Annotated in this window: 28 protein-coding genes; 24 read left to right on the top strand and 4 right to left on the bottom strand. The window is 67.9% G+C overall.

Going from position 1 to position 25491, the window contains the following annotated elements:
• Positions 1–5: 5 nt before the first annotated feature.
• From murD to PLZ73_06615, 7 genes are all read left to right on the top strand, one after another.
• On the top strand, positions 6–1382 hold the full coding sequence (murD, locus tag PLZ73_06585; protein ID HOO77538.1) for a UDP-N-acetylmuramoyl-L-alanine--D-glutamate ligase: 1377 nt from the start codon (positions 6–8) through the stop codon (positions 1380–1382).
• Positions 1379–1807, top strand: a complete 429-nt coding sequence (locus PLZ73_06590) for a LysM domain-containing protein (GenBank protein HOO77539.1) — start codon at positions 1379–1381, stop codon at positions 1805–1807. The genes murD and PLZ73_06590 overlap by 4 nt, the downstream gene beginning before the upstream one ends.
• Positions 1804–2982: a putative lipid II flippase FtsW gene (ftsW, locus tag PLZ73_06595; GenBank protein HOO77540.1), complete on the top strand. Its 1179-nt coding sequence runs from the start codon at positions 1804–1806 to the stop codon at positions 2980–2982. Before PLZ73_06590 ends, ftsW begins: the two co-directional genes overlap by 4 nt.
• Complete coding sequence (locus PLZ73_06600) at positions 2975–3145, top strand: hypothetical protein (protein HOO77541.1); 171 nt, start codon at positions 2975–2977, stop codon at positions 3143–3145. Before ftsW ends, PLZ73_06600 begins: the two co-directional genes overlap by 8 nt.
• Positions 3142–4233, top strand: coding sequence for a UDP-N-acetylglucosamine--N-acetylmuramyl-(pentapeptide) pyrophosphoryl-undecaprenol N-acetylglucosamine transferase (locus PLZ73_06605; protein ID HOO77542.1), 1092 nt, complete (start codon positions 3142–3144; stop codon positions 4231–4233). Before PLZ73_06600 ends, PLZ73_06605 begins: the two co-directional genes overlap by 4 nt.
• A gap of 105 nt (positions 4234–4338) precedes the next feature.
• A complete protein-coding gene (locus PLZ73_06610) occupies positions 4339–4674 on the top strand; it encodes a hypothetical protein (protein HOO77543.1) in 336 nt (111 codons plus the stop codon).
• A gap of 30 nt (positions 4675–4704) precedes the next feature.
• Positions 4705–4971 (top strand): SemiSWEET family transporter, encoded by a 267-nt coding sequence (locus PLZ73_06615; protein ID HOO77544.1) that lies wholly within the window; start codon positions 4705–4707, stop codon positions 4969–4971.
• Here PLZ73_06615 and murC read toward each other — a convergent pair.
• Together murC and PLZ73_06625 are read right to left on the bottom strand one after the other, a co-directional pair.
• Entirely contained in the window at positions 4949–6376 is a 1428-nt protein-coding gene (murC, locus tag PLZ73_06620; GenBank protein HOO77545.1) for a UDP-N-acetylmuramate--L-alanine ligase, read from the bottom strand. The genes PLZ73_06615 and murC overlap by 23 nt on opposite strands.
• A gap of 13 nt (positions 6377–6389) precedes the next feature.
• Positions 6390–6920, bottom strand: a complete 531-nt coding sequence (locus PLZ73_06625) for an acyloxyacyl hydrolase (GenBank protein HOO77546.1) — start codon at positions 6918–6920, stop codon at positions 6390–6392.
• 171 nt (positions 6921–7091) lie between these two features.
• Here PLZ73_06625 and PLZ73_06630 point away from each other — a divergent pair, with 171 nt between their 5' ends.
• From PLZ73_06630 to PLZ73_06660, 7 genes are all read left to right on the top strand, one after another.
• Positions 7092–8021 carry a D-alanine--D-alanine ligase gene (locus PLZ73_06630; protein HOO77547.1) on the top strand — a complete coding sequence of 310 codons (930 nt, stop codon included), beginning with the start codon at positions 7092–7094 and terminating at the stop codon, positions 8019–8021.
• Positions 8021–8827: a cell division protein FtsQ/DivIB gene (locus tag PLZ73_06635; protein ID HOO77548.1), complete on the top strand. Its 807-nt coding sequence runs from the start codon at positions 8021–8023 to the stop codon at positions 8825–8827. Before PLZ73_06630 ends, PLZ73_06635 begins: the two co-directional genes overlap by 1 nt.
• A 19-nt stretch (positions 8828–8846) precedes the next feature.
• Entirely contained in the window at positions 8847–10079 is a 1233-nt protein-coding gene (gene ftsA, locus PLZ73_06640; protein HOO77549.1) for a cell division protein FtsA, read from the top strand.
• Between the two features lie 2 nt (positions 10080–10081).
• On the top strand, positions 10082–11197 hold the full coding sequence (locus tag PLZ73_06645; protein HOO77550.1) for a hypothetical protein: 1116 nt from the start codon (positions 10082–10084) through the stop codon (positions 11195–11197).
• Positions 11198–11287: 90 nt separating this feature from the next.
• Positions 11288–11959, top strand: coding sequence for a hypothetical protein (locus tag PLZ73_06650; protein HOO77551.1), 672 nt, complete (start codon positions 11288–11290; stop codon positions 11957–11959).
• Positions 11956–12402 (top strand): septal ring lytic transglycosylase RlpA family protein, encoded by a 447-nt coding sequence (locus PLZ73_06655; protein HOO77552.1) that lies wholly within the window; start codon positions 11956–11958, stop codon positions 12400–12402. Before PLZ73_06650 ends, PLZ73_06655 begins: the two co-directional genes overlap by 4 nt.
• Before the next feature lie 2 nt (positions 12403–12404).
• Complete coding sequence (locus PLZ73_06660) at positions 12405–12890, top strand: hypothetical protein (protein HOO77553.1); 486 nt, start codon at positions 12405–12407, stop codon at positions 12888–12890.
• Between the two features lie 9 nt (positions 12891–12899).
• On the opposite strand, the gene PLZ73_06665 is transcribed toward PLZ73_06660, so the two are convergent.
• Positions 12900–13925 (bottom strand): hypothetical protein, encoded by a 1026-nt coding sequence (locus PLZ73_06665; GenBank protein HOO77554.1) that lies wholly within the window; start codon positions 13923–13925, stop codon positions 12900–12902.
• Between the two features lie 94 nt (positions 13926–14019).
• Complete coding sequence (locus tag PLZ73_06670; GenBank protein HOO77555.1) at positions 14020–14787, bottom strand: hypothetical protein; 768 nt, start codon at positions 14785–14787, stop codon at positions 14020–14022.
• 196 nt (positions 14788–14983) lie between these two features.
• On the opposite strand from PLZ73_06670, the gene gap reads away from it, so the two are divergent.
• The 10 genes from gap to PLZ73_06720 all read left to right on the top strand — a co-directional run bounded on the left by gap (position 14984) and on the right by PLZ73_06720 (position 25449).
• The gene (gap, locus tag PLZ73_06675; GenBank protein HOO77556.1) at positions 14984–15988 is read left to right on the top strand and encodes a type I glyceraldehyde-3-phosphate dehydrogenase; all 1005 of its coding nucleotides are present in this window, start codon (positions 14984–14986) and stop codon (positions 15986–15988) included.
• A gap of 34 nt (positions 15989–16022) precedes the next feature.
• Positions 16023–17255, top strand: a complete 1233-nt coding sequence (locus PLZ73_06680) for a phosphoglycerate kinase (protein HOO77557.1) — start codon at positions 16023–16025, stop codon at positions 17253–17255.
• A 7-nt stretch (positions 17256–17262) separates the two neighbouring features.
• Complete coding sequence (gene tpiA / locus PLZ73_06685) at positions 17263–18015, top strand: triose-phosphate isomerase (GenBank protein ID HOO77558.1); 753 nt, start codon at positions 17263–17265, stop codon at positions 18013–18015.
• An 85-nt stretch (positions 18016–18100) separates the two neighbouring features.
• Complete coding sequence (gene secG / locus PLZ73_06690; protein ID HOO77559.1) at positions 18101–18439, top strand: preprotein translocase subunit SecG; 339 nt, start codon at positions 18101–18103, stop codon at positions 18437–18439.
• A 24-nt stretch (positions 18440–18463) separates the two neighbouring features.
• Entirely contained in the window at positions 18464–20266 is a 1803-nt protein-coding gene (locus PLZ73_06695; GenBank protein ID HOO77560.1) for an ABC transporter substrate-binding protein, read from the top strand.
• Positions 20263–21249 (top strand): ABC transporter permease, encoded by a 987-nt coding sequence (locus PLZ73_06700; GenBank protein HOO77561.1) that lies wholly within the window; start codon positions 20263–20265, stop codon positions 21247–21249. The genes PLZ73_06695 and PLZ73_06700 overlap by 4 nt, the downstream gene beginning before the upstream one ends.
• Positions 21250–21252: 3 nt before the next feature.
• On the top strand, positions 21253–22140 hold the full coding sequence (locus PLZ73_06705; protein ID HOO77562.1) for an ABC transporter permease: 888 nt from the start codon (positions 21253–21255) through the stop codon (positions 22138–22140).
• The gene (locus PLZ73_06710; protein HOO77563.1) at positions 22137–23114 is read left to right on the top strand and encodes an ABC transporter ATP-binding protein; all 978 of its coding nucleotides are present in this window, start codon (positions 22137–22139) and stop codon (positions 23112–23114) included. The genes PLZ73_06705 and PLZ73_06710 overlap by 4 nt, the downstream gene beginning before the upstream one ends.
• Complete coding sequence (locus tag PLZ73_06715; GenBank protein HOO77564.1) at positions 23111–24097, top strand: ATP-binding cassette domain-containing protein; 987 nt, start codon at positions 23111–23113, stop codon at positions 24095–24097. Before PLZ73_06710 ends, PLZ73_06715 begins: the two co-directional genes overlap by 4 nt.
• The gene (locus tag PLZ73_06720) at positions 24094–25449 is read left to right on the top strand and encodes a hypothetical protein (GenBank protein HOO77565.1); all 1356 of its coding nucleotides are present in this window, start codon (positions 24094–24096) and stop codon (positions 25447–25449) included. The genes PLZ73_06715 and PLZ73_06720 overlap by 4 nt, the downstream gene beginning before the upstream one ends.
• Positions 25450–25491 lie beyond the last annotated feature (42 nt).

Raw genomic sequence — 25491 nt, forward strand, 5'->3', positions numbered from 1 at the left:
ACGGGATGGAGGGGAAAAACCGAGCGGCCGCGGTAATGGGGCTGGGAGCGGCCGGCACCGCCGCCGCCCTGCTGCTGGCTTCCCGGGGCTGGACGGTGACGGGGTTCGACGACGACCCCGCCCTGTTGAGCTCGAAGGCGGTCCGGGAGCTTTGCTCGCGGGGAATCGAACTCGCGCCGCCTGACCGATTTCCGCTTTCGGGGAAGTTCGATCTGACGGTCGCCAGCCCGGGCGTCCCCCCCTCCCATCCTCTTCTTCGGCGGGCGGCGGCCGCGGGGATCCCGGTGCTGGGGGAAGTGGAGCTGGCCTCGCGTTTCCTCGACGTTCCCTTCACCGCCGTGACCGGGACCAACGGCAAGACCACCACCACCGCACTCTTGGAAGCCGTATTCCGCCGCGCGGGGCGCCGGGTCGTAGCCGCCGGAAACAACGGCGTTCCTCTCAGCCGCATCGCCGCGGACCCCGGCGGTCTCGAAGAGGCGGTCGTGGAGCTGAGTTCGTTCCAGATCGAGCGCCTGACGACGTTCCGGCCCCGGCGGGCGGTTCTGCTCAACCTCGCCCCCGATCATCTCGACCGGCACGGCGGTTTTGCCGCCTACGCCGAGGCCAAGCTTGGACTGTTCTCGCTCCAGCGGGCCGGGGACGTAGCCGTCTTCCCGGAGAGCCTGAGGAAAGACGTCGCCCCGCGGCTCCGTCCGGGAGTTCGGGCGGTTTCCTTCGGGGAAGGGAGCGCCGATATCCGGATCGAGAAAGGGGAGATCGTCAGTTTCCTCGGGGGCGAGCCGACGACGTTGGTCGCGCCCGGCGCGCTCCGGCTGCGAGGGGGGCACAACCTGGAGAACGTGATGGCGGCGGCGGCGGTCTCCCTGGCCGCCGGCGTCGGTCCCGGAACGTTCCGGGATGCTGCGGTCGCGTTCGCCGGGCTTCCCCACCGGCTGGAACTGGTGGGGGAAGCCGACGGCGTCAGTTGGTGGAACGATTCCAAGGCGACCAATCCCCATGCCGTGGCGGCGTCGCTGGCCGCTTTTCCCTCCGGCGTCGTCTGGATAGCCGGGGGGAGGGGAAAGGCCGCGGATTTCGCTCCCCTGCGACCCCTCGTCCGCGACCGGGTGCGGCTCGCCCTCTACCTGGGGGAGGCCGCTTTGCAGCTGGCGGAAGAACTGGGCGCGGAAGCCCCCTGGCGCCGGTGCGCCTCCCTGGAGGAAGCCGTGGTCGAGGCGCGCCGCGCGGCCGGTCCCGGGGATCGGGTGGTCCTGGCGCCTGGGTGCGCCAGTTTCGATATGTTCAAGAACTACCGCGAGCGCGGCGACCGGTTCCGATGCCTGGTCGAGGAAACGCTGTCGGCTCCAACGCGCCCCCCCCGGGGGGAGGAGGTAACATGAAGAAGCTCAGGGTGGTCTCATACGTCTGCGTCGGTACGCTGCTTTCGGTGCTGCTGTGGCACTTCATCTGCGGATGCCAGGCCCCGGTCAAGGGGAGAGAGGAAGCCGTCCCGGCCCCGACGCCGCTGCCCGCTCCCGAGACCAGGGAGGACCTGATCGAGGAAGGGATCATCATCGAGGAGGAGCCGGCTCCGGCCGTCGCCCGGCCGCGCCCGGCGGAGGCGCCCGCCCCGGCGGTGGTGTCCGCGCCCGCGCCCGCCCCCGCGCCGGAAAAGCGCAGCTACGTGGTGGGCAAGGGCGATACGCTCTGGGGAATCAGCCGCCGGTTCGGGGTCTCCCTGGCGGAACTGCAGGCGGCCAACGGCATCACCGATCCCGGCCGGATCTCGGTCGGCCAGGAGCTGACCATCCCCGGAGGCAGTTGAGAAGACCGTTCGACAGGCCCTCGGCGCTGCTCCCGGTCCTGGTCGGCTCCCTCGCCGCCGTGGGAGTGCTCATGGTTTTCAGCGCCAGCGCGGTGTTTTCCCGGGACGTCTACGGCGATTCCCTTCACATCCTCAAGCGCCAGCTCTTCTGGCTTGCCGCCGGGATCGGATTCTGCCTGGTCGGCGCCCGCGTCGATTACCACCGTTGGCGGCGCTGGTGCCGCCCCCTGCTCTTGGGCGGAGCCGGACTGCTGCTCCTGCTTTTTCTCCCGGGGCTGGGGCGGTCGGGAGGGGGAGCCCGGCGTTGGCTCTCGCTGGGCGGTTTCAACTTTCAACCCGCGGAGCTGGTCAAGTACCTGATGATCATCTACCTGGCCGATTTCCTGGCCCGGAAGCAGGAAGTGATCGCCGGCTTCCGCCGGGGTTTCCTCCCGCCGCTGGCGGTGGTGACGGTCCTGGCCGCGCTGGTGGTGGTGCAGCCCGACCTCGGAACCGCGCTCTCCCTGGGAGCGGTCGGCTGGGCGATGCTCTTCCTGGCCGGTGCCCGGATCCGCCACCTGCTGCTGCCCCTGCTTCCGGCCCTTCCCGGGATCGCCTATCTGGTCTGGTCGAAACCGTACCGCGTCCGCCGGCTGGTGGCTTTTCTCGACCCCTGGCAGGACTCGCGCGGGGCCGGTTTTCAGATCATCCAGTCGTTGATCGCGCTGGGTTCGGGAGGAGTCACCGGGGTCGGGCTGGGCGAGAGCCGGCAGAAGCTCTTTTATCTGCCCGCCGCCACCACCGATTTCATCTTTTCCATCCTGGGAGAGGAATTGGGCTTTCTGGGCGCTGCCGCCGTCCTCGTTCTCTACGCCGCGCTGATCTTCACCGGCTTCGCCATCGCCCGCCAGGCCGCCGATCTCTACGGGCGCCTGCTCGCCCTGGGGATCGTCTTGATGTTGGGGCTTCAGGCCCTGGTCAACATGGCCGTGGCCAGCAGCCTGCTCCCCACCAAGGGCCTGCCGCTCCCCTTCATCAGCTACGGCGGTTCGAACCTGATCTGCAGCTTTTTCGGAATCGGGATCCTGCTCAATATCGCCGCCCACCGCGACCGGCCCTGCGCGGCCGCGGCCGGGCTTCCGGACACTCTCTTTTTAAACCGGCCGACCCCCAAAGGAGGAACGGACCATGAATGAACCCCGCTGCCCGCACCTGGAATCCTGCTTCATCGCCGGGCTGCTGAAAGCGACGCGCATCCCCACCCTGGCCTCGTACTGCGGCGAACACTACCCGGCCTGCGTCTATTTCCGTCAGTTCGACCGCCGCCGTCCCCGCGAAACCGCGGAGACCTTCGATTGAAAATCGCGGTGGCGGGAGGGGGCACGGGCGGCCACCTGGCTCCGGCCCTGGCCCTCGCCGACGCCATCAGGGCGGAGGGAGGGAAGATGATTTTCCTCACCAGCCTGCGCTCCGCCCCCGCGTTCGAGCGCCAGCTCAGGGGAGTCCGGATCGAGGAGATCCCCACCGCTCCCGTTTCCCGGAGCCCGGCCGCCGCCGCCCGCTCGGTCGTCGTCAACTGGCGGGGATACCGCCGGGCCCTCCGGGTTCTTTCCCGGGAACGGCCCGCCCTGGTTCTGGGAACGGGGGGATATCCTTCCATCGCCCCGGCCCTGGCCGGGCGCCGTCTGGAGCTGCCCCTGGTCCTCTACGAGGCCAACACCGTCGCCGGCCGGGCCAACCGCTGGTTGGCCTCCCGCGCCGCCGCCCTGATACGAGCGCTTCCTCCGGCTCCCGGCTGGACCTCTCCGGTCCCCGAGTTCGTGACCGGCCCGGCCGTCTGGGAGAAGGCACTGCGCCCGGCGCCGACCGGGTTCCGGCAAAGCCTGGGATTGGACCCGGAGATCCCGACGGTGCTGGTCATGGGAGGGAGCCACGGCGCCCGGGGCATCAACCTGGCCGTCTCCGCCGCGCTTTCGGAATGGCGGCAGCGGGGGTGCCGGCTTCAGTTCGTCCACCTGGCCGGAAAAGGGATGGAGGAGGGGCTGGCATCGCGCTACCGCGAAGCCGGGTTCCGCGCCCGGGTCTTCCCGTTTTATGCGGAGATGGGCCGGCTTTATTCGATCGCCGACCTGGCGATCACCCGCGCCGGGGCCTCGACCGTGGCCGAACTCGCGGCCAACCGGGTGCCGGCGGTGTATATCCCCTATCCCGCCGCCGCCGACGATCACCAGTACGCCAACGCCCTCTACATGCAGGAGCGGGGAGCCGCCCGGGCGATTCGGGAAGAGGAGGGGCCCGGTACGGTCGCCGCCGCCGTCGCGGACCTGGCCGCTTCCCCCTCCGCCCGGGCCCGGATGTCGGCCTCGGCGCAGCAGGCCCTACCTTCCGGGGCCGTGGCCTCGATCATGAACGTGCTGAGGGCCGCGGTCGCCCGCCGCCTGGACTGAAGCGGCTGCCGCTCCCGAACTCGGGTTGCCACCCCCGCCTCCGATACGCTAAACTCCGGTTCACGCTGTTCAACCCGGGATTTCAGGGTCCCGAAAGGAGGAACGATGAACCATCGCGCGGTTCTGCTGACGCTTCTGGGTCTGGCGCTTCCCGCCGCGGTTTCGGCCAACCCGCCCCGCTCCATCGAACTCTCGGTCAAGGGCAAGGTTCTCGAGGTGACGGTCGATCACCCCGTCTCCGACCCCGGCTCCCATTACATCGACCAGATTCTGGTCAAGCGCAACGGGAAGGGAGTGGTCAGGCAGTTTTTCGCGACCCAGTCCGGGGACGAACAGAAAGTCGCCTACACCATCCCCTCGCTCAAGTCCGGCGACGTCATCCAGGTTCAGGCGACCTGCTGTCGCGGCGGGGAACTCGTCCAGAGCCTGACGGTGCCCTGATCCGGCGCCGTCGCCGAGAGCGTAAACTCCATGGATGAAAGAACGGTCAACCGGATAGGATGGTTCGCTTCGGCGATGGCCATGCTCATGTTCGCCTCCTACCTCGACCAGATCCGGCTCAACCTCAGCGGACGGCCGGGGTCGGTGATCCTGCCCGTGGCCACCACCGTCAACGGGATCGCCTGGGTCTGCTACGCTCTCTTCAAGGCCAGGACGGACTGGCCGATCGTGGTCTGCAACGCGGTGGGAGCGGTCCTGGGTTTCGCCACCACGGTCACTGCCCTGCTTTCGAACTGAGAGGGGAGGGGCCCCGGGAGCGGACCAGGGCCGCCAGCCTCTCCGCCGCCGTCGAAACGGCACCGGCACCCATGAGCAGGACGGTGTCTCCCGGTTCCAGGCGTTCCGCCACCAACTCGGGCAGCTCTTCCACCGGGACCGGGCCGGCGGCGTCGCGCCCCAACTCCGCCAGATCCCGGACCAGCAGGCCGGCGTCGATTCCGGGCAGCGGGGTTTCGAAGGCGGGGTAGAGGTCGGCGACGACGATTTCGTCCGCGCCGGTCAACGACTCCGCCAGTTCCCGGTGGAACCGCCGCAGCCGCGAATAGCGGTGGGGTTCGAAAACGGCGAGCAGGCGTTTTCCGCTCGCTTCCCGGACGGCGCCGATCGCACCGGCGACCTCGGTGGGGTGGTGGGCGTAATCTTCGATCACGGTAATGCCGCCGGCGCGGACTTTCAACTCCAGCCGCCGCCGGACGCCGCGGTAGGAAGCCAGGCCTTCCCGTACCGCGTCGGGCCCGAAGCCGGCCTCGAAAGCCGCAGCGGCCGCCGCCGCGGCGTTGAGGAGCCCGATGACCCCGATCACCCGGGAAGAGAGGCCGGAAAGCCCCCGCCCCGCGGCGACGAGGCCGAAATCCGTCGACCAGTCCCGTCGCCGGGCGTCGACGATCCGGTAATCGGCCTCCGGCCCGAGACCGAAGGACCGGATCCGGACTCCCGGTTCCAGCCCGTCGAGGGGCAAAGGCTCCCCGAGAGGGTGGATGAGAAAACCGCCGGGTCGGATCCGGCGGAAAAAGGAGGCGAAGGCCCGGCGCAGGTTTTCCAGGTCGGGGTAACGGTTGACGTGGTCGAGTTCGATCCCGGTCAGCACGACCCCTTCCGGCCGGTAGGCGAGGAAGGAGGCGTCGCTTTCGTCGGCTTCCGCCACCAGGAAAGGCCCTTCGCCCCAGAGCCCGTTGACGTCGGGTCCGATCAGGGTCCCCCCCACGGCAAAGGCGGAGTCGCCGCCGCCGGCGCGGGCGATCAGGCTCAGGATCGCCGCGGTCGAGGTCTTGCCGTGGCTTCCGGCGACGGCCAGGCCCCGCTTGGCCTCGAAGAGGTCAGCCAGGAGCCGGGAACGGTGTAGAACGGGCACCCCGGCCGCCCGGGCCGCGCGCAGCTCGGGGTTGTCCGGGGAAACGGCCCCGGAGTAGACCGCCGCACCCGTGCCGTCCGGGATACCCTCGCCGTGCCCGATTCGGATTTCGGCCCCGAGGGCCTGCAACGCTCTCAACCCCGGGGAGGAGAAAAGGTCCGATCCGGTCACCCGCAGGCCTTTTCCCGCCGCCACGCGGGCCAGCGCCACCATCCCGGCGCCGCCCGCCCCGATGAAGTGCAGGCCGCCCGTGAACCCGTCGAGAAAAGGATTGAGGTCGGGCTCGCTCATCCCGTCACCGCGCTCAGAAGCGGACCCCGACCGCGGCGGTGATCAGGTCGACGCCCCGGTTGTAGGGCCCCAGCCCGGCGTTGCTGCGGTGCTCGTAAGCCCCCTGGAGGAGAAAGTCGTCGAAACGGAGGGCGGCCCCGGCCCGGGTGACGATGTTCCAGTAGGTGGTCCGGGAGTAGCGGACCCCGGAATACGAGGCCCCGCAGCCCGCGAAGAACTCCAGCCCCAGCCGCCGCAGGAGGGGAAGGTCGTACCCGAGGTTGAGGAGGATCGCTCCTTCTCCCCTCGGTTCGGGATCGACGAGGAATCCGGCCCGGCCCTCGACCCCCCAATGAAGAGGGCGGGGGTGGAGAACGCCGAAGCCGTCGTCGGGGTTCTCCGGGAGAAACCAGCGCCGTGCGGCGACGGTTCCGCCATGGGTATCGCGGTTCCGGATCGTATCGACGTAGATCCCGAAAAGGATTTCCCGGTCCGTCGGCGTCCCCGGCCGCGCCCGGCCGGAAGCGGCGGCGGCCAGTAGGAAAAGGGGGATCAGCCCCTTCATGTTTTCGCGCGGCCTTCCATAACGATCGGTCGAAGATTATGCCTCCCCGGGGCTTTTCCGGGCAAACACTATCGGCTCCGGCTCCGGCTACCGGAAAAAGGGATTACAAGGCGCAGCGGGGAGAGGGTATACTAACCTTTTACGGTTTAACGCCTCACCAGTCGAGTCGGCATGGTTCTGGAACGGGAATGTCAACCGGGCAGGGTCGGGGTTCTGCTGGGAGGGCCCTCCTCCGAACGGGAGATATCGATCAAGTCGGGCAAAGCGGTCAGCCGGGCCCTCCGGTCGCGCGGGGTGGAGGTGGTGGAGATCGGGATCGAGGAAGAGGTTCGGGAAGGGCTGGCCCGGGAAGCCCTCGACGCCGCTTTCGTGGTTCTGCACGGGCGGTTCGGAGAGGACGGCCAGGTCCAGGCCCTCCTCGAAAAGATGGGGGTTCCCTATACGGGCTCGGGCGTGGAGGCCAGCCGCCTGGCCCTGGATAAAGCCGCTTCGCGGGCCGTTTTCCGCGGTTGCGGTCTCCCGGTCCCGGAAACGGTGCTGGTCCGCAACGGCTCCGCCCCGGCGCGCCTCCCGTTCCCTTTTCCGGTCGTGGTCAAACCTTCCCGGGAAGGTTCGAGCATCGGCCTGGGGATGGCCCGCGACCGGGAGGAACTGGAAGCGGCCTGTCGGACGGCCTCGGCCTACGACCGGACCGTTCTGGTGGAGCCGCTGATCGCGGGCAAGGAGATCACGGTGGGGATACTCGGGGACCGGGCGTTGCCGGCGGTCGAGATAATCCCGTCCCACCCCTTCTTCGATTTCGAAGCCAAGTACACTCCGGGCGTTTCCGAATTCCTGGTGCCGGCCCGGCTGGAGACTTCCGTCGCCGAGCGGGCTGCCCGGGTCGCCCTGTCCGCGCACGCGGCCCTGGGCTGTTATGCCTACTCTCGGGTGGATATGCTGGTCAGACCGGGGGGGGACCCGGTGCTGCTCGAAGTGAACACCATCCCCGGTTTCACCGAGAACAGCCTCTACCCGCGCGCCTGCGCCGCCGTGGGAATCTCGTTCGAGGAACTGTGCCTGGAACTGTTGCGGCTGGCCCGAATCCGGGGGAGGAACTGATGGCGAACAGGAAAATAAAAACTCCGCGCCTGGGTCGGCGCCGTAACCGCAAGGTCGAGGCCCGCGACCCGGGTCCCCGCGACCCGGCCGCGCGCCGCCGGCTCCGGCTCCGGCTCGCCGGCCTCGCCGCCGTTCTCGCCGGCGCGGGCGCCTTGGTCTGGTTTCTGCTTTCGGCCTCCTTTTTCGAGGTCGCCTCCGTCCGGGTTCTCAACAACCACGACTTCAGTCCCGAAGAAGTGATCGGGCTCAGCGGGCTCGCCCCCGGAGAAAATATTTTTCTGGCTCCCCTCGCCGCCGCCCGGGAGCGGCTTCTGAGCCAGGACAACATCCGCGACGCCGTCATCCAGCGGGTCTATCCGGAGACCGTCTATGTCCGCATCTTCGAGCGCGAAGCCCGGGCCCGGGTCAAATACGGACGCTTCTATACCGTCGACGCCGATGCCGTGGTTCTCCACGGACGCAAGGTCAAAACCTGGGAGAACCTGCCCACCGTCTACGGGTTGGAGGTACATGACGACGAGGTCGGCCCCCCCGAACAGAAGCGGGAGCTGACCGCCCTGCTGGGGGCCATGGACACCCGGGGGCTGGAGGGCCGGGTCCGGGTCCGTGAAATCAACATGAACGATCCCCGCAAAATCACCCTGGTCACCGCCGACGACACCGAAATCACCCTGAAACGGGAAGAATACGGCCTGCAGCTGGACCGGTTGCTGCAGGTTCTGGAGCGGCTCGAGGATGCGGTGAGGAAAAAAGCCCTCTCCATCGACCTGCGGTCCTCCCGGGTCCCGGTGAAGCTCCTGGATTGAGCGCGGGGGAAGCACGGCCATGGAGCAGGAACAGCAGATCGTCGTCGGACTCGATGTCGGGACCACCAAGGTGTGCGTGGTGGTGGCGGAACTCAACCGCCCCCCGGCGCCTCCCCGGGTCCTGGGCAGCGGTCTGGTCAAGTGCGAGGGGTTGCGCAAGGGCGAGGTCATCAATATCGACAAGACCGTGGAAGCCGTCACCGAGGCGGTTTCCCAGGCGGGAATCATCAGCGGGGTGGATATCAGCGAAGCCTACGTGGGGATCTCCGGGGGGCACATCAACAGCTACAACAACCGGGCGACCATCCCGGTGCGCCACCCGGCCTCGGGCGTGACCCGGCAGGATGCGGAACGTGCCCTCAACGCCGCGCGGAATTTCCAGATCCCGGATTCCTCCGTCGTTCTCCATGTCATCCCCCAGGATTACCAGGTGGACGGGAGAGGAGGCGTTCACGATCCCCTGAATATGACGGCGCAGCGCCTGGGCCTCCGGGTGCACATCATCACCGCCGGGGCCCGGGCCCTCCAGGATCTGCAGCGCTGCGTCAAGGGGGCGGGGGTCTCCATCAGAGGGTTCGCCCTGCAGCCGCTGGCCGCAAGCCTGGCGGTGCTCCACGAGGAGGAGATGCGCTCCGGCGTGCTCCTGATCGACATCGGCGGGGGAACCAGCGATTACATCGTTTTCAACGACAACCTCCCGGGTTATTCCGGAGCGCTGGCCGTGGGAGGAGACCACCTCAGCAACGATATTTCGGTCGGTCTCCACCTGTTGCTTTCCCAGGCCGAGGCGGTCAAGGTCCGCCACGCTTCGGCCGCCCTCCCCGGGCCCGAGGAAGACAAAACCTGCCCGGTCCCTTCCGGTCCCGGCCGGGAGGAGGCCAAGGTTTCGAGGCTTAAGCTGCATAAGATCACCAGCATGAGGATGGAGGAGACCCTGAAGATCATCCGCGACCAGCTCGAATCCGAGGAGGTGCTGCGCCTGGCCGGTTCCGGGATCGTTCTCACCGGCGGCGGCGCCCGACTGCGTGGCATCGAGGAAGCGGCCCGGGGGGTCTTCGGCATTCCCGCCCGGCTGGGGACTCCCTGGGGACTGGACGGGCTGGAGGAGATCGCCGACGCCCCCGAAAACGCCACCGCGGTGGGCCTGGTGAAATACGCCGAGATCCACGAACGGGGGGAGCGCCGCTCCCGCCGCCTCCGCTGTCCGCGTCCGCTGTCCCGGATTCTGGATCTGCTGGGGAAAAGTTTTTAGCTATGAAGACGAGGCCGCCGCATACCAGCGTCTGGGGAGTAGGGGGGCTGGGTTGCCGCGTGGCCGAACTGCTGACGTCCCGAGCCGGCTGGTCGGCCCCGACTCTGGGCCTGGACGGGGACTCCCGCGCCCTGGTCTGTTCGGAACTGAAGAACAAACTCCAGCTCGGTCCTTCCCTTCTGGACGGAGAGGGGGCCGGCGCCGATCCCGAGAGAGGCGCGGCGGCGGTCCGGGAGTCGGCCGCTGCCGTCCGGCGCTCTCTCAAGGGTGCGGACTCCCTGGTTCTGATCGCCGGGCTGGCCGGCGGAATCGGCGCCGGCGCGGTTCTCGAAATCGGGCGCCTGGCCCGTGAGGAGGGGGTGAAACCGGTGGTGATCGGTTCGGGAGCTTTCCGGTTGCAGGGCCGAGCCGCCTTCGCCCGCGCGGCCCGGGCGGCCGAACTTCTGGAGAAGGAAGGGTTCCCGCTGCTGCTGCTTTCCCCGGACCGGTACCTGGGCGGTGCCGGGGAAGTCCCGGCCGGGGAAAGTTTCAAGGGGAGCGAACGGCTCCTGGCGGCGGCGGCCGCCGCCGTGGTTTCCTTTCTCACCCGCAGCCTCCCCCCCGGCGGGAGCGTCCGCGATCTCGGAGACGTTTTCGCCCCCCCACGCCGTCTGGCGGCGGCGGTCGGGGAAGCGGAGGACGTCGGCGGCCTGGTCCACGCTCTCAAGCGGACCCAGACCATGCTCAATATCACGGTGGCGGAGGCGGCCCGGACCGCCGGCGTGCTCCTCGCCCTCTTCAGCGGCTCGCCCGTGACCCTGGAGGACGTGAACGAGGGGATGGAATGTCTGGGAGAGGCGGTTCCCGACGCCGCGGCCCGGCTCCTGGCGGCGGCTTCCCCCGGTCCGGAGGGAGGGGGAGTGGAAATCGTTCTTCTTGCCGCCTTCACTCCGGGGGAGGAGAGTCGCCGTCCGGGCGCCCACCGTTTTCAACGGGGAGTCGCTCCCCGCCCGGCCCAGACCGAGATCAATTTCGAAGTGCTGGAACGCGGAAAGTTCGCGGGGACGGAACCGACTCTGCTCGAAGGAGAGGACCTGGACATCCCCACCTTCATCCGCCGCGGGGAGTCGCTGGATTGAGGCCCTTCCCGGCGGTCGGCGGCGCCGGAGCGCGGGGGGAGAAAAAGGGGAGAGTCCGGGAAAGGACGGGCCGCCGGTATCGGTGCGAAGATGAAGATCGTCGTCGCCGCGGTTAAATTGGCGGCCGGGTCGGCGCTGCTCCTCTTCTGCCCGGCGGTCGGTCTGCGGTCGGTTCAAGCCGCCCGGGACCTCCTGCCGGGCACGGGCTGCTTCTGGCTCGGCGCCGCCGCTTATCTGGGGCTGGCCCTGGTCTGCAAAGGTCCCGCCCGCCTCTACGTTTTCGGGCACGAACTGACGCATGCCCTCTGGGTCTGGATATTCGGGGAAAAGGTGCTGGGGTTCAGCGCCGGCGCGGGCGGGGGGAACGTCCGCGCCAGCCGGATGAATTCCATGATCCTGCTCTCTCCCTATATCTTTCCCCTCTATGCCCTGGTCCTGGCGGGAGCGATCGTCGGGGTCCGTCTGGCCGGAGTCCGATTTCCACCGGCGCTTCCTCTTCTCTACGCGGCCCTGGGGTTCGCCTGGGCGCTTCACCTGGCGTTCACCGCGTCCCTCCTCCTCCGGGGGCAGCCCGATATCCGCGCCGCCGGCCGCGTATTTTCCTGGCCCCTGATCTTTATCGCCAACTGCTTTCTCCTGATCGGTTTCTTGGCCCTGGTCCGCCCCGGCGCCCGGGCGCTTCCGGCGCTGGCAGGCTTGTTCCGGGCCGCCTGGGAGACGACCGCGGAATGGGGCGCCGGCGTGGCGCAGAGGTGGGGATGAAAAGGAGGTGGGCCCTGCTGGCGGTTTCGGTACTGGGGGCCTTTCTCGTCAGTTTGATCCTTCCCCGATTCCGGGTTTCGTCGGAAAAAACGGCGATGGTCTCCTGGTACGGAGGGATTTTCCACGGGCGCACCACCGCCTCGGGGGTTCCCTATAACATGCTGGCCCTGAGCGCCGCCAGTCCCGAGCTTCCGCTGGGAAGCCGGGTCCGGCTGATCGACCCCGACAGCGGCCGGGCGGTGATCGTGACGATCAACGATCGGGGTCCGTACGCCGTGGACGACCGGGGGGAGGCGATCCAGCCGCTCCGCCCCCACCCCGAGCGGCGTTTCGATCTTTCCCTGGCCGCCGCCCGCAAATTGGGAATGGTCAGCAGGGGCGTGAAAAAAGTAAACTACCAGGTATTGACGAGCCAATCGTTACCCCTAGACGACGGAGGCTGACAATGCGCGTGCTTGTACCCTTGTTGCTGATTCTTCTGGCGGCCGCCGCCCCGGTCCGCGCCGGCGACGATTTCGTCATCCGGCGGCTGCGTCTGGTCGAAAACCCCCGGCCCGCGCTTCTCCCCGGAGAAGAGGTGCTGGAGATGAACTTCGGCGTGCTCACTCCCGGCATGCACGCCGGCTTCGGTCTCGCTCTGCGGTTTTATTCGTCCGACGGAACGTATCTCGGGGGGGAAGACCGGGCCTATTTCCTCCGGGCGGACACCCCGGTGGCGGCCCTGGGCCGGGGGGGGATCCGGGGGCCGGCCGAATACACCGCCTACTTTCCCGTTCCCGAAGATCGGGAGTACCTGATGGCGGTGCTGGGGTATCCCGATTCCCCGCTCTACCGATTCCTCCCCTCCGAGCGTTCCGTGGACGACTTCAGGGTTTCCCGCCGGGAGGCGGCCCTGCAGCTGGCGGGCTCGGAGAGGGTGGTCATCCAGTAAAGGCCCCCTTCAGAAGCAGTTGCGCCAGGCCGTTCCGTCGAAGCACTTGAGGGTGTGGTCGATCTTGGAGTAGTAGAGGTCGCCCTCCTGGGGCCGGCCCGGGGCTTCTTCGCGGGGTTCGAGACGAAGCGTGTCGCGGACGTGAAGACTCCGGTCCGGGGCGTCGACTCCGATTCCCACCCCGTTTTCCCTGACGGTCAAAATCGGCCGGTCGGTGTTGAAGCCGATCGCCAGCGAGTTGGGGATGCTGTTGACCATCTGCTCGTTGCTGGTGCGTCCGGCCCCGATCACCATGGCATTGGGGGCCCGCGCGGTCACCCAGGTTCCCAGGGCGACGGTCCCCGAGTCCTGGGCGGTTACCCCGTAACCGAGGGCGACGGCGTAGTCGCCGGACGCCTTGCTCGCTCTTCCCGCCGCGGTCGCCGAAGCCCCCGAGGCGGTGGAGTAGTCGCCCAGGGCCACGGAGTGATCGCCGCTGGCGGTGGTGCCGGCTCCGAGGCTGAGGGCGTGCTCGCCCGAGGCTTCCGAATAATAACCCATGGCGATGGCGTAGTCTCCCGCCGCCACCGTGGACTTCCCCACCGCCGTGGAGCAGAAACCGGAAGCCTTGGAACTGTAGCCCATCGCCGTGCAGTGGTCCTTCTCCGCGCTGGTGGCCGCGCCGAGAGCGGTCGAGTACCATCCCCGGGCCATGGTGTTGTATCCGGTGGCCAGAGAGTAGTTGCCGACGTTGGCGTCGTCCCACTGGTTCCCGTACGCCCACCCCGCCCGAAAAGCGAACTTATCGGGGTTGAAGAAAAAAGCCAGGGGCTGCGTGAGCATCCAGCCCTCGGCCTGATACTCTTCTCGGGCGAAGTAGTACATCCGGCTCGTTCCCCGGATGGCCCAGAGCACCTTGGAGGGTTCGATCTCGCCCAGGCGGGTGAGGTCGAGGGGCGGCGTCGGCGCCGCGCCGGGAGTGGGCGCCTGGGCCCCGGCCGTTTTCGCCCCGATCCCGAGCACGAGCACCGCGGTTGCGATCCGAACGCATTTCATAATGAGTCCTCCGAAAAATGCCGGTTGCGGCAACAGGCTACCATGTTTCTGGATGTCCCGGCCAGTTTCTCCGCGGCCGGAGCGCTTCTCCGGGTCAGGAGCCCTTGAAGGGATAGTATTCCCCGCGGTCCTCTTCCCGCCTGCGCCGCCTTCTCCGGGCACAGCTCAGGGCGGCCCCGGTCGAGACCAGAAAGAACCAGGCCGCGATCAGGGTCCCGAGGGCGGAGAGAATCGAGTCGGCCGGGGGAGGAAGAAGGGAACCGAGGTAATACAGGCCGGCAAAGGCCGCCAGGGGCAGCCACTGGAGCACCGCGCAGAGTTTCAAGGTGAGCCAGGGGTTGTCCCGGGCGATCCGCATGCTTTTGCGCAGGGCGCCGAAGGGGAAGACGTTGTCGGTGACGAGAACGCCCCCGGCGTAGAAGAAGGCCGCCCAGGCCGCCAGCCCCGCGGTCACCGCGGCGGTCGAGACCGCGATCAAGGCCGAGCGGGCCTCGCCCAGTTCCACCCCGGTAAAAATCAACGCTCCGATCGCGAAGAGCTTGACCGTTTCCAGGAAGAGGAAACGGAAAAAGTAGAAAGCCCCGAAACTGAGGAAGGCGCGGGTCCCCCCGGGGCCGCGGTCCAGGGAAAACTCCAGGGCCCCGTAGGTCCCGGCCAGGAAGAAGACGGCGAGCAGAAAAGTCCCCGGGTAGAAGACGCCTTCCGCGCAGGCGGGAAGGCGGGGGAAGACGAAGAAGACGGCCTGGCCCAGGGCGCAGGCCGCCAGCATCCAGAGCAGGCGGATGCCCGTATGCCGTTTGAGCGCGGAAGCGCTTCCGACGTAGAGTTCGGTGAATCTGAATGGGAGACGGTAGTACCTCATGGGCGTTTCCGGTTGTCCGGACAGTCTAACGGCTGGGAATGTCGCGACCAAGAAAAAATCTCCGCGGCCTCATTTAACCTTGACTGGCGGTTCCTCCATAGTAAGCTTCTCAACCCCGGCGTCGAGCTGCGAACGTCGGGTCACGAAGGATACGACCGTAAACGACGGGCACGCTCTATCAAGTAAGGAGGAAACCATGACTTCACGAATCGCCATCAACGGATTCGGGCGCATCGGCCGGCAGGTGTTTCGTCTGTTGGAAGACGAAAAATCGCTGGAAGCGGTCGCCATCAACGATTTGACCAGTCCCTCCGTGCTGGCCCACCTGCTCAAGTACGATTCGGTCCACGGCCGTTTTCCCGGGACCGTGGAAGCCGCCGACGACGCCATCGTCGTCAACGGCCGCCGCGTCTCGGTCACCAGCGTCAAGAACCCGGCCGAACTTCCCTGGAAAGAGGACCGGGTGGACATCGTGGTCGAGGCCACCGGGGTTTTCCGGAGCGCGGCCGACCTGGAGATGCACCTGCGGGCCGGGGCCCGCAAGGTCCTGCTCACGGTCCCTCCCAAGAAAGACCCCGAGGGCCGGATCATGCTGGTGGTGATGGGGGTCAACGACGATAAGCTCGGCCCCGACCAGGTTTTCGTCTCCAACGCCTCCTGCACCACCAACTGCCTGGCTCCCCTGGCCAAGGTCATCGATCGCAGCTTCGGCATCCGCCGGGGGCTGATGACCACCATCCACGCCTACACCAACGACCAGCGGATTCTGGACGCCCCGCACTCCGATCTCCGCCGCGCCCGCAGCGCCGCGGTCAGCATGATTCCCACTACGACCGGCGCCGCCAAAGCCGTGGGCAAGGTCCTGCCCGAGTTGAACGGAAAGCTGGACGGGATCGCGGTCCGGGTGCCCACCCAGGACGGATCGCTGGTGGACCTCACGGTGGAAGTGGAACGGGAGGCCGACGCGGCGGCCGTCAACGCCGCCGTGGAAGCGGCCGCCGCCGGCGATATGAAGGGGATTATCGAATACTGCCCGGACCCGATCGTTTCCGTCGACGTGGTCGGCAATCCCGTTTCGTCGATCTTCGACGCCCCCTCCACCATGGTCATGAAGGGGAACCTGGTCAAGGTCCTCTCCTGGTACGACAACGAATGGGGATATTCCAACCGGTGCGTCGATCTCCTCAAGCTCATGTCCTGACGCCGGCGGCCGCGGGCCGCGGAGGTAGGAAGCGATGACGACGGACAAACTCTTCATCGAGGATTTGGACCTGGCGGGGAAGAAAGCCCTGATCCGGGTCGATTTCAACGTTCCCCTGGACGACCGGGGCGAGATCTCCGACGACACCAGGATCAAGGCCGCCCTACCCACCATCGAATACGTCCTCGACCGCGGCGCTTCCGCCATCCTCATATCCCACCTGGGGCGTCCCGGCGGCAAGCCCGACCCGGCCAAGAGCCTGGCCCCGGTGGCGAAACGGCTCTCCCGGCTCCTGGGGCGCCCGGTCGCTTTCGTTCCCGACTGCGTGGGGCCCGAAGCCGAGGCCGCCGCCGCCGCCCTCCGGCCCGGCGACGTGCTGCTCCTGGAAAACCTCCGCTTCCACCCCGAAGAAAAGGCGGGGGACGAAGGTTTCGCCCGGAAACTGGCGGCGCTGGCCGACGTCTACATCGACGACGCTTTCGGGACCGCCCACCGGGCCCACGCCTCCATGGTCGGGGTGACCAAGTTCATGAAACGGTCGGCCATGGGCTACCTCCTGGAGAAGGAAGTGCGCTACCTCTGGCAAGCGATCGAAAACCCCCGCCGTCCCTTCGTGGCGGTCATGGGGGGGGCCAAGGTCGCCGACAAGATCCAGGTCATCTCCAACCTCCTGACGAAAGTGGACGTCCTCGTCGTCGGGGGGGCCATGGCCTACACCTTCCTCAAGGTGGAGGGGGTGAACGTGGGCTCGTCGCGGGTGGAAACCGTGGTCGAGGACAAGAAAGGCGCCAAGATCGACGTCTTCGAACTGGTCCGGGAGATCTTCGACCTCGCCCGGCGGCGGGGGGTCGACCTGCTCCTGCCCCTCGACCACGTGGAGGCCGACCGGTTCGCTCCCGACGCGCGGACCCGGATCGTGCCTCGGGACGGCATCGAGGAAGGCTGGATGGGGATGGATATAGGTCCCCGCACGATAGAACTTTATTCCGAGCGGATCCGGGCGGCGGGCACGGCGGTGTGGAACGGTCCCATGGGCGTCTTCGAATGGGAGGCGTTCGCGGCGGGAACGATGGCGATCGCCCGGGCCCTGGCCCAATGTCCGGGCACCACCATCATCGGCGGCGGGGACTCGGTGGCGGCGGTGAACCGCAGCGGCGTGGCCGCCGATATCAGCCATATCTCCACGGGCGGGGGGGCTTCCCTCGAATTCCTGGAGGGGAAAATCCTTCCGGGCGTGGACGCCCTGACCGACCGCAACCGAACTTGAGGTAACGATGAGAACGACACTGGTCGCCGGCAACTGGAAACTGCATAAAACCGTCCCCGAAGCCCTGGAACTGGCCGGGCAACTGAGGGAATCCCTGGGGAACTTCGCGGGGACCGATCTCTTGGTCTGTCCGGCTTTTCCGGCCCTGAAACCGGTCGCCGACGCTCTCTCCGGCACCGGGATCGCGGTCGGCGGGCAGGACCTTTTCTACGAGGACACGGGGGCCTTCACCGGGGAGGTTTCCGGGCCCATGCTCCGCAGCGCGGGGTGCGCGTTCGTTATCGTGGGCCATTCCGAGCGCCGCCAGTTCTTCGGAGATACGGGGAAGACGGTCAACCGCAAAATCGGCGCCGCCCTGGCCTCGGGACTCGTTCCGATCGTCTGCATCGGCGAACCCCTGGAGAAACGGGAACACAACGTGACCAAGGAATTTCTCCGCAAGCAGGTGGAGGAGACCTTCGCCGGGTTGGGGGAAGCGGAGATCGACCGGCTGGTGGTGGCCTACGAGCCCATCTGGGCGATCGGCACCGGCCGCACCGCCACCCCGGCGATCGCGGAAGAGACCCAGCGTTTCGTCCGGGAACTGTTCGGGATCCGGTACGGGGAGGCCGCCGCCCGCCTGCGCATCCTCTATGGGGGCAGCGTCAAGCCGTCCAACGCCGCCGAGTTGATCGCCGGCGAAGACATCGACGGTTTTCTGGTCGGAGGGGCGAGCCTGGACGCCGCTTCTTTCGCCGGGATCGCCCGGGCCTGCGTCTGAGGACTTCTCCGATTTTTACTTTACTCCCCGGGGCGGAGCACTTAGACTCCGCCAGTCTGGGGAACCGAAACGACGGAGTGATTCGATGCTGTATCCGATCCTGATCGCCCTCTATGTGGTTGTCTGCGTGGCGCTGGTCACGATTGTCCTCCTCCAGTCCGGGAAGGGCGACGGCTTGGCCGGAGTCTTCGGGGGCGGGGGAGGGCAGGCCATCTTCGGCGCCCGCACCGGGGACCTGCTCACGCGTTCCACCACCGTGCTGGCGGTGTTCTTCATGCTGCTTTCCCTCATCCTCGCCGTTCTTTCCACCAACCGGGGAGAGACCTTGAGCGAGGAGATCGTTCAGAACCTCGACCGGGAACAGGCCACCGCCGCCGCCGAGGCGCCTTCCCCGGGAGATGAGGCGCCGGCGCCGGTTCAGTAAACCCGCTCGCGTCTCCGGAGGGGGATGAGAGCCTGGGCGGTCATGGGGGCGGTTTCCCTGGCGCTTTTGGGCGTCTTTCTTTCGGTCCCCTTCTGGTATTCCCCCGGCGGCGGAAGCGAGGGGGGCGAATCGGTCCGCCGGGCGGCGTTGGGAAGCAAGATTCGGGGGCTGGACCCCCAGGACATCGGCGACACCACCAGCGCTTCGGTCGCGGGCCAGATTTTCGAAACCCTCTATACCTACGCCTACCTGGAACGGCCCTACCGGTTGGTTCCCCAACTGGCCGCGGGAATGCCCGAGATCGGCCCCGACGGTCTTTCCTTCACCGTCCCCGTCCGTCCGGGGGTTTTCTTCGCCGACGACCCCTGTTTCCCGGGAGGGCGGGGAAGGGAACTGGTCGCGGAGGATTTCGTCTACGCCTGGAAGCGCATGGCCGACCTGCATAACCGCTCCACCAACTACGCGTCCGTTTTCCAAGGTTACGTGGCCGGTCTCGACGAGTTCCGCGCCGCCACCGCCGGGACCGACCGGGTCGACTACGACCGCCCGGTCCCGGGACTTTCCGCTCCCGACCGCTATACCCTCAAGATCGAGCTGACCCGGCCCTATCCCTTTCTTCTCTATTGGCTGGCCCACCTTCCCACCGCCCCGGTGGCCCGGGAAGCGGTGGAGTATTACGGGGACGACACGGTCAACCACCCGGTCGGGACCGGGCCCTACCTCCTGCGGGGCGATTTCCGCTCCAACCGCTTCACCATGGTGCGCAACCCTTCCTTCCGCATCCAGGAGTACCCGGCCGCCGGCACCCCCGCGGACCGGGAGCGGGGGCTGCTGCGGGACGCGGGGAGAAGAATCCCCTTCATCGACCGGATCGAATGGTCGGTGATCGAGGAGTCGCAGCCTCTCTGGCTCGCCTTCCTCCAGGGCGAGATCGACGCCAGCGGGATACCCCGCGACAACTTCAGCCGGGCCGTCACCCCCGAGCGCGAACTGGCGCCCGACCTCCGGGAGCGGGGGATCGAGCTCGTCACCTTCGAGGACCCCGCGGTGTTCTATTACGGTTTCAACATGGACGACCCGGTGGTCGGCCCGAACCTCCCCCTGCGCCGGGCCATGTCCCTGGGCTTCGATCGGCTCACGTATATCGACCGGTTTTTCAACGGGCGCGGACGGATCCCCACCGGCCCCATTCCCCCCATGTTCCCCAGCTTCCGTCCGGAAAAAGAAAATCCCTGGACGCGTTACGATCCGGTCCGCGCCCGGGAACTCCTGGCCGAGGCTCGGGAAATTCGGGGGGGGGAGATCCCCGTCATCCGGGTGGCGGTCCCCGGGACCGACACCGCCACCCGGCAGTCGGGCGAGTATTTCCGGCTGCAGATGGAGGGGATCGGCCTGAAGGTGGAGATGGATTACATGACCTGGCCCCGCTTCCAGGACGCCGCCAAGGAACGCAGCCACCAAGTCTTCAGCCTGGGCTGGCAGGCCGATTACCCCGACGCTCAGAACTTTCTTCTCCTCTTTTACGGTCCCAACCGGTCCCCGGGTCCCAATACCTGCAATTTCTCCGACCCCGAATTCGACCGGCTCTACCGGGAAGCGGTTCTTCTCCCCGACCTGGCGGAGAGGATGCCCCGCTACTGGGAAATGGAGGACATCGTCATCGACCGGTGTCCCTGGCTCTACGTCCTCTACCGGGAGAACTACGTTCTCGTCCACGACTGGCTGCGCAACTACAAGCCCAACAATTTCGCCGAGGGGACCGTCAAGTACCAGGCGGTCGACGCCGCCCGGCGCCGGCGTTTTCTGGAAACGCGGGGTCGGCCGTGAAGAGGTTCCTCGTCCGCCGGCTTCTCTACTGCGTCCCGGTTCTGGCCGGGATCGTCTTCGTCACCTTCGTCCTTTTCCGGGTGGTGGGGGGCGATCCGGTCGACCAACTGGCGGGAAAGTACGCCACCGCCGAGCAGAAGCGGGAACTGCGCCGCCAGCTCGGGTTCGACCGTCCCCTCTGGCCCGATCCGGCCCCGCTCCTGCGGGGAGACTGGCCGGAGTTCGCCGACAATCAGCTCTTCGCCCACTTCCGGCGCACGTTCACCCTCGATTTCGGCCGGTCCCGGCAGTACCACCGGGAAATAGGGGAGATGATCCTTTCCGGCGCCGGGCCCTCGTTGAGCCTGACCGTCCCCGCCTTTCTCATCGGCATCTTCCTCCAACTCACCATAGCGGTGCTGGCCGCTTTCCGCCGGGGCGGTCTCCTGGACCGGCTCCTGGTCTTCGCCTGCTTGATCGGCCTCAGCGTCCCCTACCTGGCCCTGATCATCCTGGGGCAGACTTACCTGGCCGGAAAACTGGGCTGGTACCCCGTCTACGGCTACCCGCAAACCTTCGGTCCGTCGGTGGCGGTTTACGTCGCCCTCCCGGTTTTGCTGGGAGTGGCGGCTTCGCTGGGGGGAGGGGTCCGTTTCTACCGGACCGTCATCCTCGACGAGGTCCAGGCCGACTACGTTCGGACCGCGCGGGCCAAGGGGCTTTCCCCGGCCAGGATCATGTTCGGACACGTGCTCAAGAACGCCATGATCCCCGTCATCACCCAACTGGCGGTGGTTTTCCCTTTTCTCTTCCTGGGTTCGCTTTTGCTCGAGCGGTTTTTTTCCATCCCCGGTCTGGGGTACATGCTGGTGGACGCGGTCAACGCCTCGGATTGGCCGGTCATCAACGCCTTGACGTTCATCGAATCGGCGATCTACCTGGGGGCGGTGATCCTGACCGATATCGGTTACGCCCTGGTCGATCCCCGGGTTTCGCTGGAATAGAGGATGAAAAAAACGGGAATTTTCCGGAAGCTGAAGCGCCGGCCCCTCCTGGCTGCCGCCTTCGCCGTCATCGCTCTTTACGCGGCCGTCTGCGCCTGGGTGGTCAGCGGCTGGAACGTGCCCTCTTGGGAGAAGGTCGACTACGCCCGGTCCTATCAACCTCCCTCGGCCCGGCATTGGCTGGGGACCGACGTCCACGGCCGCGACGTCCTGGCCAAGACCGTCTGGGGGGCGCGCACCGCCCTGACCGTGGCCCTGACCGCATCGGTCCTGGCGGTCGCCATCGGCCTGGTCCTGGGCCTGGCCGCGGGGTATCTGGGAGGGGTCGTCGACGACGTCGTCACCTGGATCTACTCCACCTTGCAGTCCGTCCCCTACTACCTCCTCATCCTCGCATTTGCCTTTGTCCTCCAGGGGAAAAGTATTAGCATTCTGGGAAAAGCGTTCAGGCTGGACGGGATCGCCGCGGTGTATATCGCGCTGGGCCTGACGGGATGGGTGGGGTTGTGCCGCTTGGTCCGGGGCGAGACGATCAAGCATCGGGAACGGGAGTACGTCCTCGCCGCCCGGGCGCTGGGGGCATCGCGGGCGCGGATCATGTTCCGGCATCTGACTCCGAACGTGTTTCACCTGGTCATCATCACCTTCACCCTGGGCTTCGTTTCCTACATCCACGCCGAAGTCATCCTCAGCTTCCTGGGGCTGGGCGCGAAGCGGGTCCCGAGCTGGGGGGTGATGATCGACGACGCCAAGCTGGAATTGGCCCGGGGGATCTGGTGGCAGTTGGCGGCGGCTGCGGGCGCGATTTTCCTGATCAGTCTGGCCCTGCACGTCGTCGGGGATTATCTGCGCGACGTCCTCGATCCGAAATTGAGGGGAACGAAACGATGACGGCGGTTTTGGAACTCGAAGACCTGCGCGTCTCCTTCCGGCACGGGGACCGTCTCCTTCCGGCCGTGGCCGGGGTCGACCTGACCCTGCGCCGGGGGGTCGCCCAGGGACTGGTGGGGGAATCGGGGTGCGGCAAGACCCTGACCGCGCTTTCCCTGCTCGGGCTTCTCCCCCCGGCGGCGGTGGTCGAGTCCGGGCGGGTGACGATGGAGGGCCGGGACCTGCTCTCCCTCCCGGAAAAGGAGCTGCGCCGCTACCGGGGGCGCCTGATCGGCATGATCTTCCAGGAGCCCATGACCTCGCTCAATCCGGTCTTCACCGTGGGAGACCAGATAGCGGAAGCCATCCGCGCCCACGAGAAGACGGGGGCGGCGGCGGCCGCGGCCCGGGTCCGGGACCTGCTGGAACGGGTGGGTATCCCCGACCCCGAAGCGAGAATGAAGAGCTATCCCCACCAGCTTTCCGGGGGCCAGCGCCAGCGGGTGATGATCGCCATGGCCCTGGCTTGCGGTCCCCGGGTGCTGGTGGCCGACGAGCCGACCACGGCCCTCGACGTCACCGTCCAGGCCCGGATCCTGGAACTGCTGGGAAGCCTGCGCCGGGAACGGGAGATGGCGCTGCTGCTGGTCACCCACGATCTGGGGATCGTGGCCCAGGAGACCGACCGGACGGCGGTGATGTACCTGGGCCGGATCGTGGAGGAGGCGACGACCCCGGAAATCTTCCGCCGGCCCGTCCACCCCTATACCCGGGCCCTTTTGCGCTCCATCCCCCGGCTGGGCCGGACGGAGAAGCGGCTGAAGACCATCCCCGGCAACGTTCCCTCCCTGGCCGAGCGCCCCCCGGGCTGCGCTTTCTCGCCCCGCTGCCCCGCGGCCCGGGATATCTGTTTTCGCCGGGACCCGACGCTGGAAGAAGTCGGGACCGACCACCGCGCGGCCTGCTGGGCGGCGTCGCCGGAGGCGGAAAAATGAGCCGAACGCCGGCCCCGGAGAAACCGGCCCTGGTGGAGGTCCGCGGGTTGCGGAAATCCTTTCCCGCGGGCCGCACGGTCTGGGGGCGTCCCCGCGCCTGGATCCGGGCGGTGGACGGGGTGGACCTCGCCGTCCCCCAGGGGGGGACGACGGGTCTGGTGGGCGAATCGGGTTCGGGGAAGACGACCCTGGGGCGGTTGGTGTTGCGCCTGATCCCCGCCGACGCCGGGGAGGTCCTCTTCGAAGGCGAAGACCTGCTCCGGCTCGCGCCGGCGGAACTCAAGAGGTACCGCCGGCGGATGCAGGTGGTTTTCCAGGATCCTTACGGGTCGCTCAACCCGAGGATGAGGGTGGGGTCGATCGTCGCCGAAGGTTTGGCCGTCTATCGGGTGGGGACGGCCGGGGAAAGGCGGGAGCGCGTCCGGGAACTCCTCGATCTGGTCGGGCTCTCGGGGGAGGCGGCCGAGCGCTATCCCCACGAGTTTTCCGGCGGCCAGCGGCAGCGGATCGGCATCGCCCGGGCCCTGGCCCTCAACCCGGACTTCCTGGTCTGCGACGAACCGGTCTCCTCGCTCGACGTCTCGGTCCAGGCCCAGATCCTCAACCTGCTCAAGGAACTTCAGGAGCGCTTGGGGCTTACCTATCTCTTCATCGCCCACGACCTGGCGGTGGTCGAGCAACTGGCCGACCGGGTGGCCGTCATGTACCGGGGTAAACTGGTCGAACTCGGGCCCGCGGCGGCGGTCTACGCCCGGCCGCTTCATCCTTACACCCGGCTTCTCCTGGAGTCGATCCCCGTCCCCGATCCCGCCGTTTCCCGCCCCGCCCCCCCGGAAGCTTCCCCGGCGGGGGCCGCGGACCGGGGCTGCGGATTCTATCCCCGCTGCCCGCGCCGCGGCCCGGAGTGCCGGGAGGCCGCCCCGGTCCTGGCCGAAGCCGAGCCCGGGCACCGGGTCGCTTGTTTCCGGGGGAAGGGCGGGTGAGACCCGGACGGCTGCGTCCGGTCGGAGGTGTCCTGTTCCTGGGTTTGGCCGTCCTGGTCTGGTTCGAAACCGGCTCGGGGGATTGGGACCCGGCCGAAGCGTTGCCGGCCCGGACCGTTCTCCTGGCCGATATCTCCACTTCCGACCTGCTCGGGGGCGCCCGGGCCGCGGTTTCGGTGCCGTCCGCCGCGGCCGCGTTGCCGGTTCTTTTCCCCCGGGCGGTCGCCGCCCTCGTTCCCGGGAAGCAAGGATACGACCTGGCCGTGTCCGTTCCGGCGGGGCCCCTGCGCCGGGGGGCGGTCTCGGCTTTTCTTGCCCTCGGCTCCGGCCGGAGGGGAAAACGGGCGGAAGCCGCGGGCCGGACCGTCCGCCGGTTTTCGGGCCCCCCGGGGGGAGGCACGGCCCTTTTCTCCCTCCGGGGGCGTCTCTTCCTGGTGGTGTCCGCCGCCGATCCCCTGGCGCTGGCCTCGGAGATACTCCGGCCTCCGGGCCCGGTTTTGGCCCGGTCGGAGCGGTACCGGCGCTGGCGCGGCCGTCCCGGCGGCGGAGAGTTCCCCGGTCGTTTCTTCTTCGAGGCGGAAGGGGTGGAAGGGGAGGGGGCGGTCTCCTTTTCTCCTCCGTTGCGCCTTTGGGCCCGGGAAACGGGGGGAGAGGAAGGAGGGGAAGAAGCGGCCCCGCCTCCCTTCCCCCGTTTCGAGTTGGGTCCGGAGGAGGCCGGGATGGCGGTGGCGAGGCAGCCGCTGGAATTGGCGGAATGGAGGGTCTGGCCCCTTTCCCGGCGCGACCGCGTTCTGCTTTCGGCCCGGCTCCGGGACTGGGGCGCCGGCCCGGTCCGGTCCGGCGGGGTCAGGTTGAAGAGCTTGGCGCTGGCGGGAGGGATCGTTCTTCCGGAAGGCCGGGCCTGGCTGGATTTTCCCGACGCTTCCTCCTCCGCGCGGTTCGTCTCCGGCCTGGTCTCCGAGATGGTGGCGGTGGGTTGGATCCCGGCGCGGTCGGGGACCGGGCCGGCCGTCGTTTTTTCCCCGGGAGGTCCCTTGGGATTTTCCGTGCTGGTCGAAGGCGCCCGGGTCTGGGCGGCGGCGCCGCCTTCCGCCCTGGAACCCCTTTCCGGCGCGGCGGCCTGGCCCGGCGAAGGTCCCGGGATCTGGCTGGCCGTTTCCCCGCCGCGGTTCCGCCGCCGGGTCCTTCCCGCGCTCCGGGAACTTTGGCGCGGCCTCCCCTCCGCCCCCGACCCGTTCTTCCTCGACCGGGCGGCGGCGGCGGCCGAAGCCCTTTGTCCCCGCCGCGGCTTGCTGGAGGCGGGCTGCGGTTCGAGCCGCGGACGGTTCTGGCTCCGGGTCGAGGCTTTTTGAGCCGGGCGCCGGCCAAAAATTGTATTGAAGGCCCGCTCCCGG

Source organism: bacterium (assembly GCA_035380285.1).
Taxonomy (GTDB): Bacteria; Auribacterota; Erginobacteria; order Erginobacterales; family DAOSXE01; genus DAOSXE01.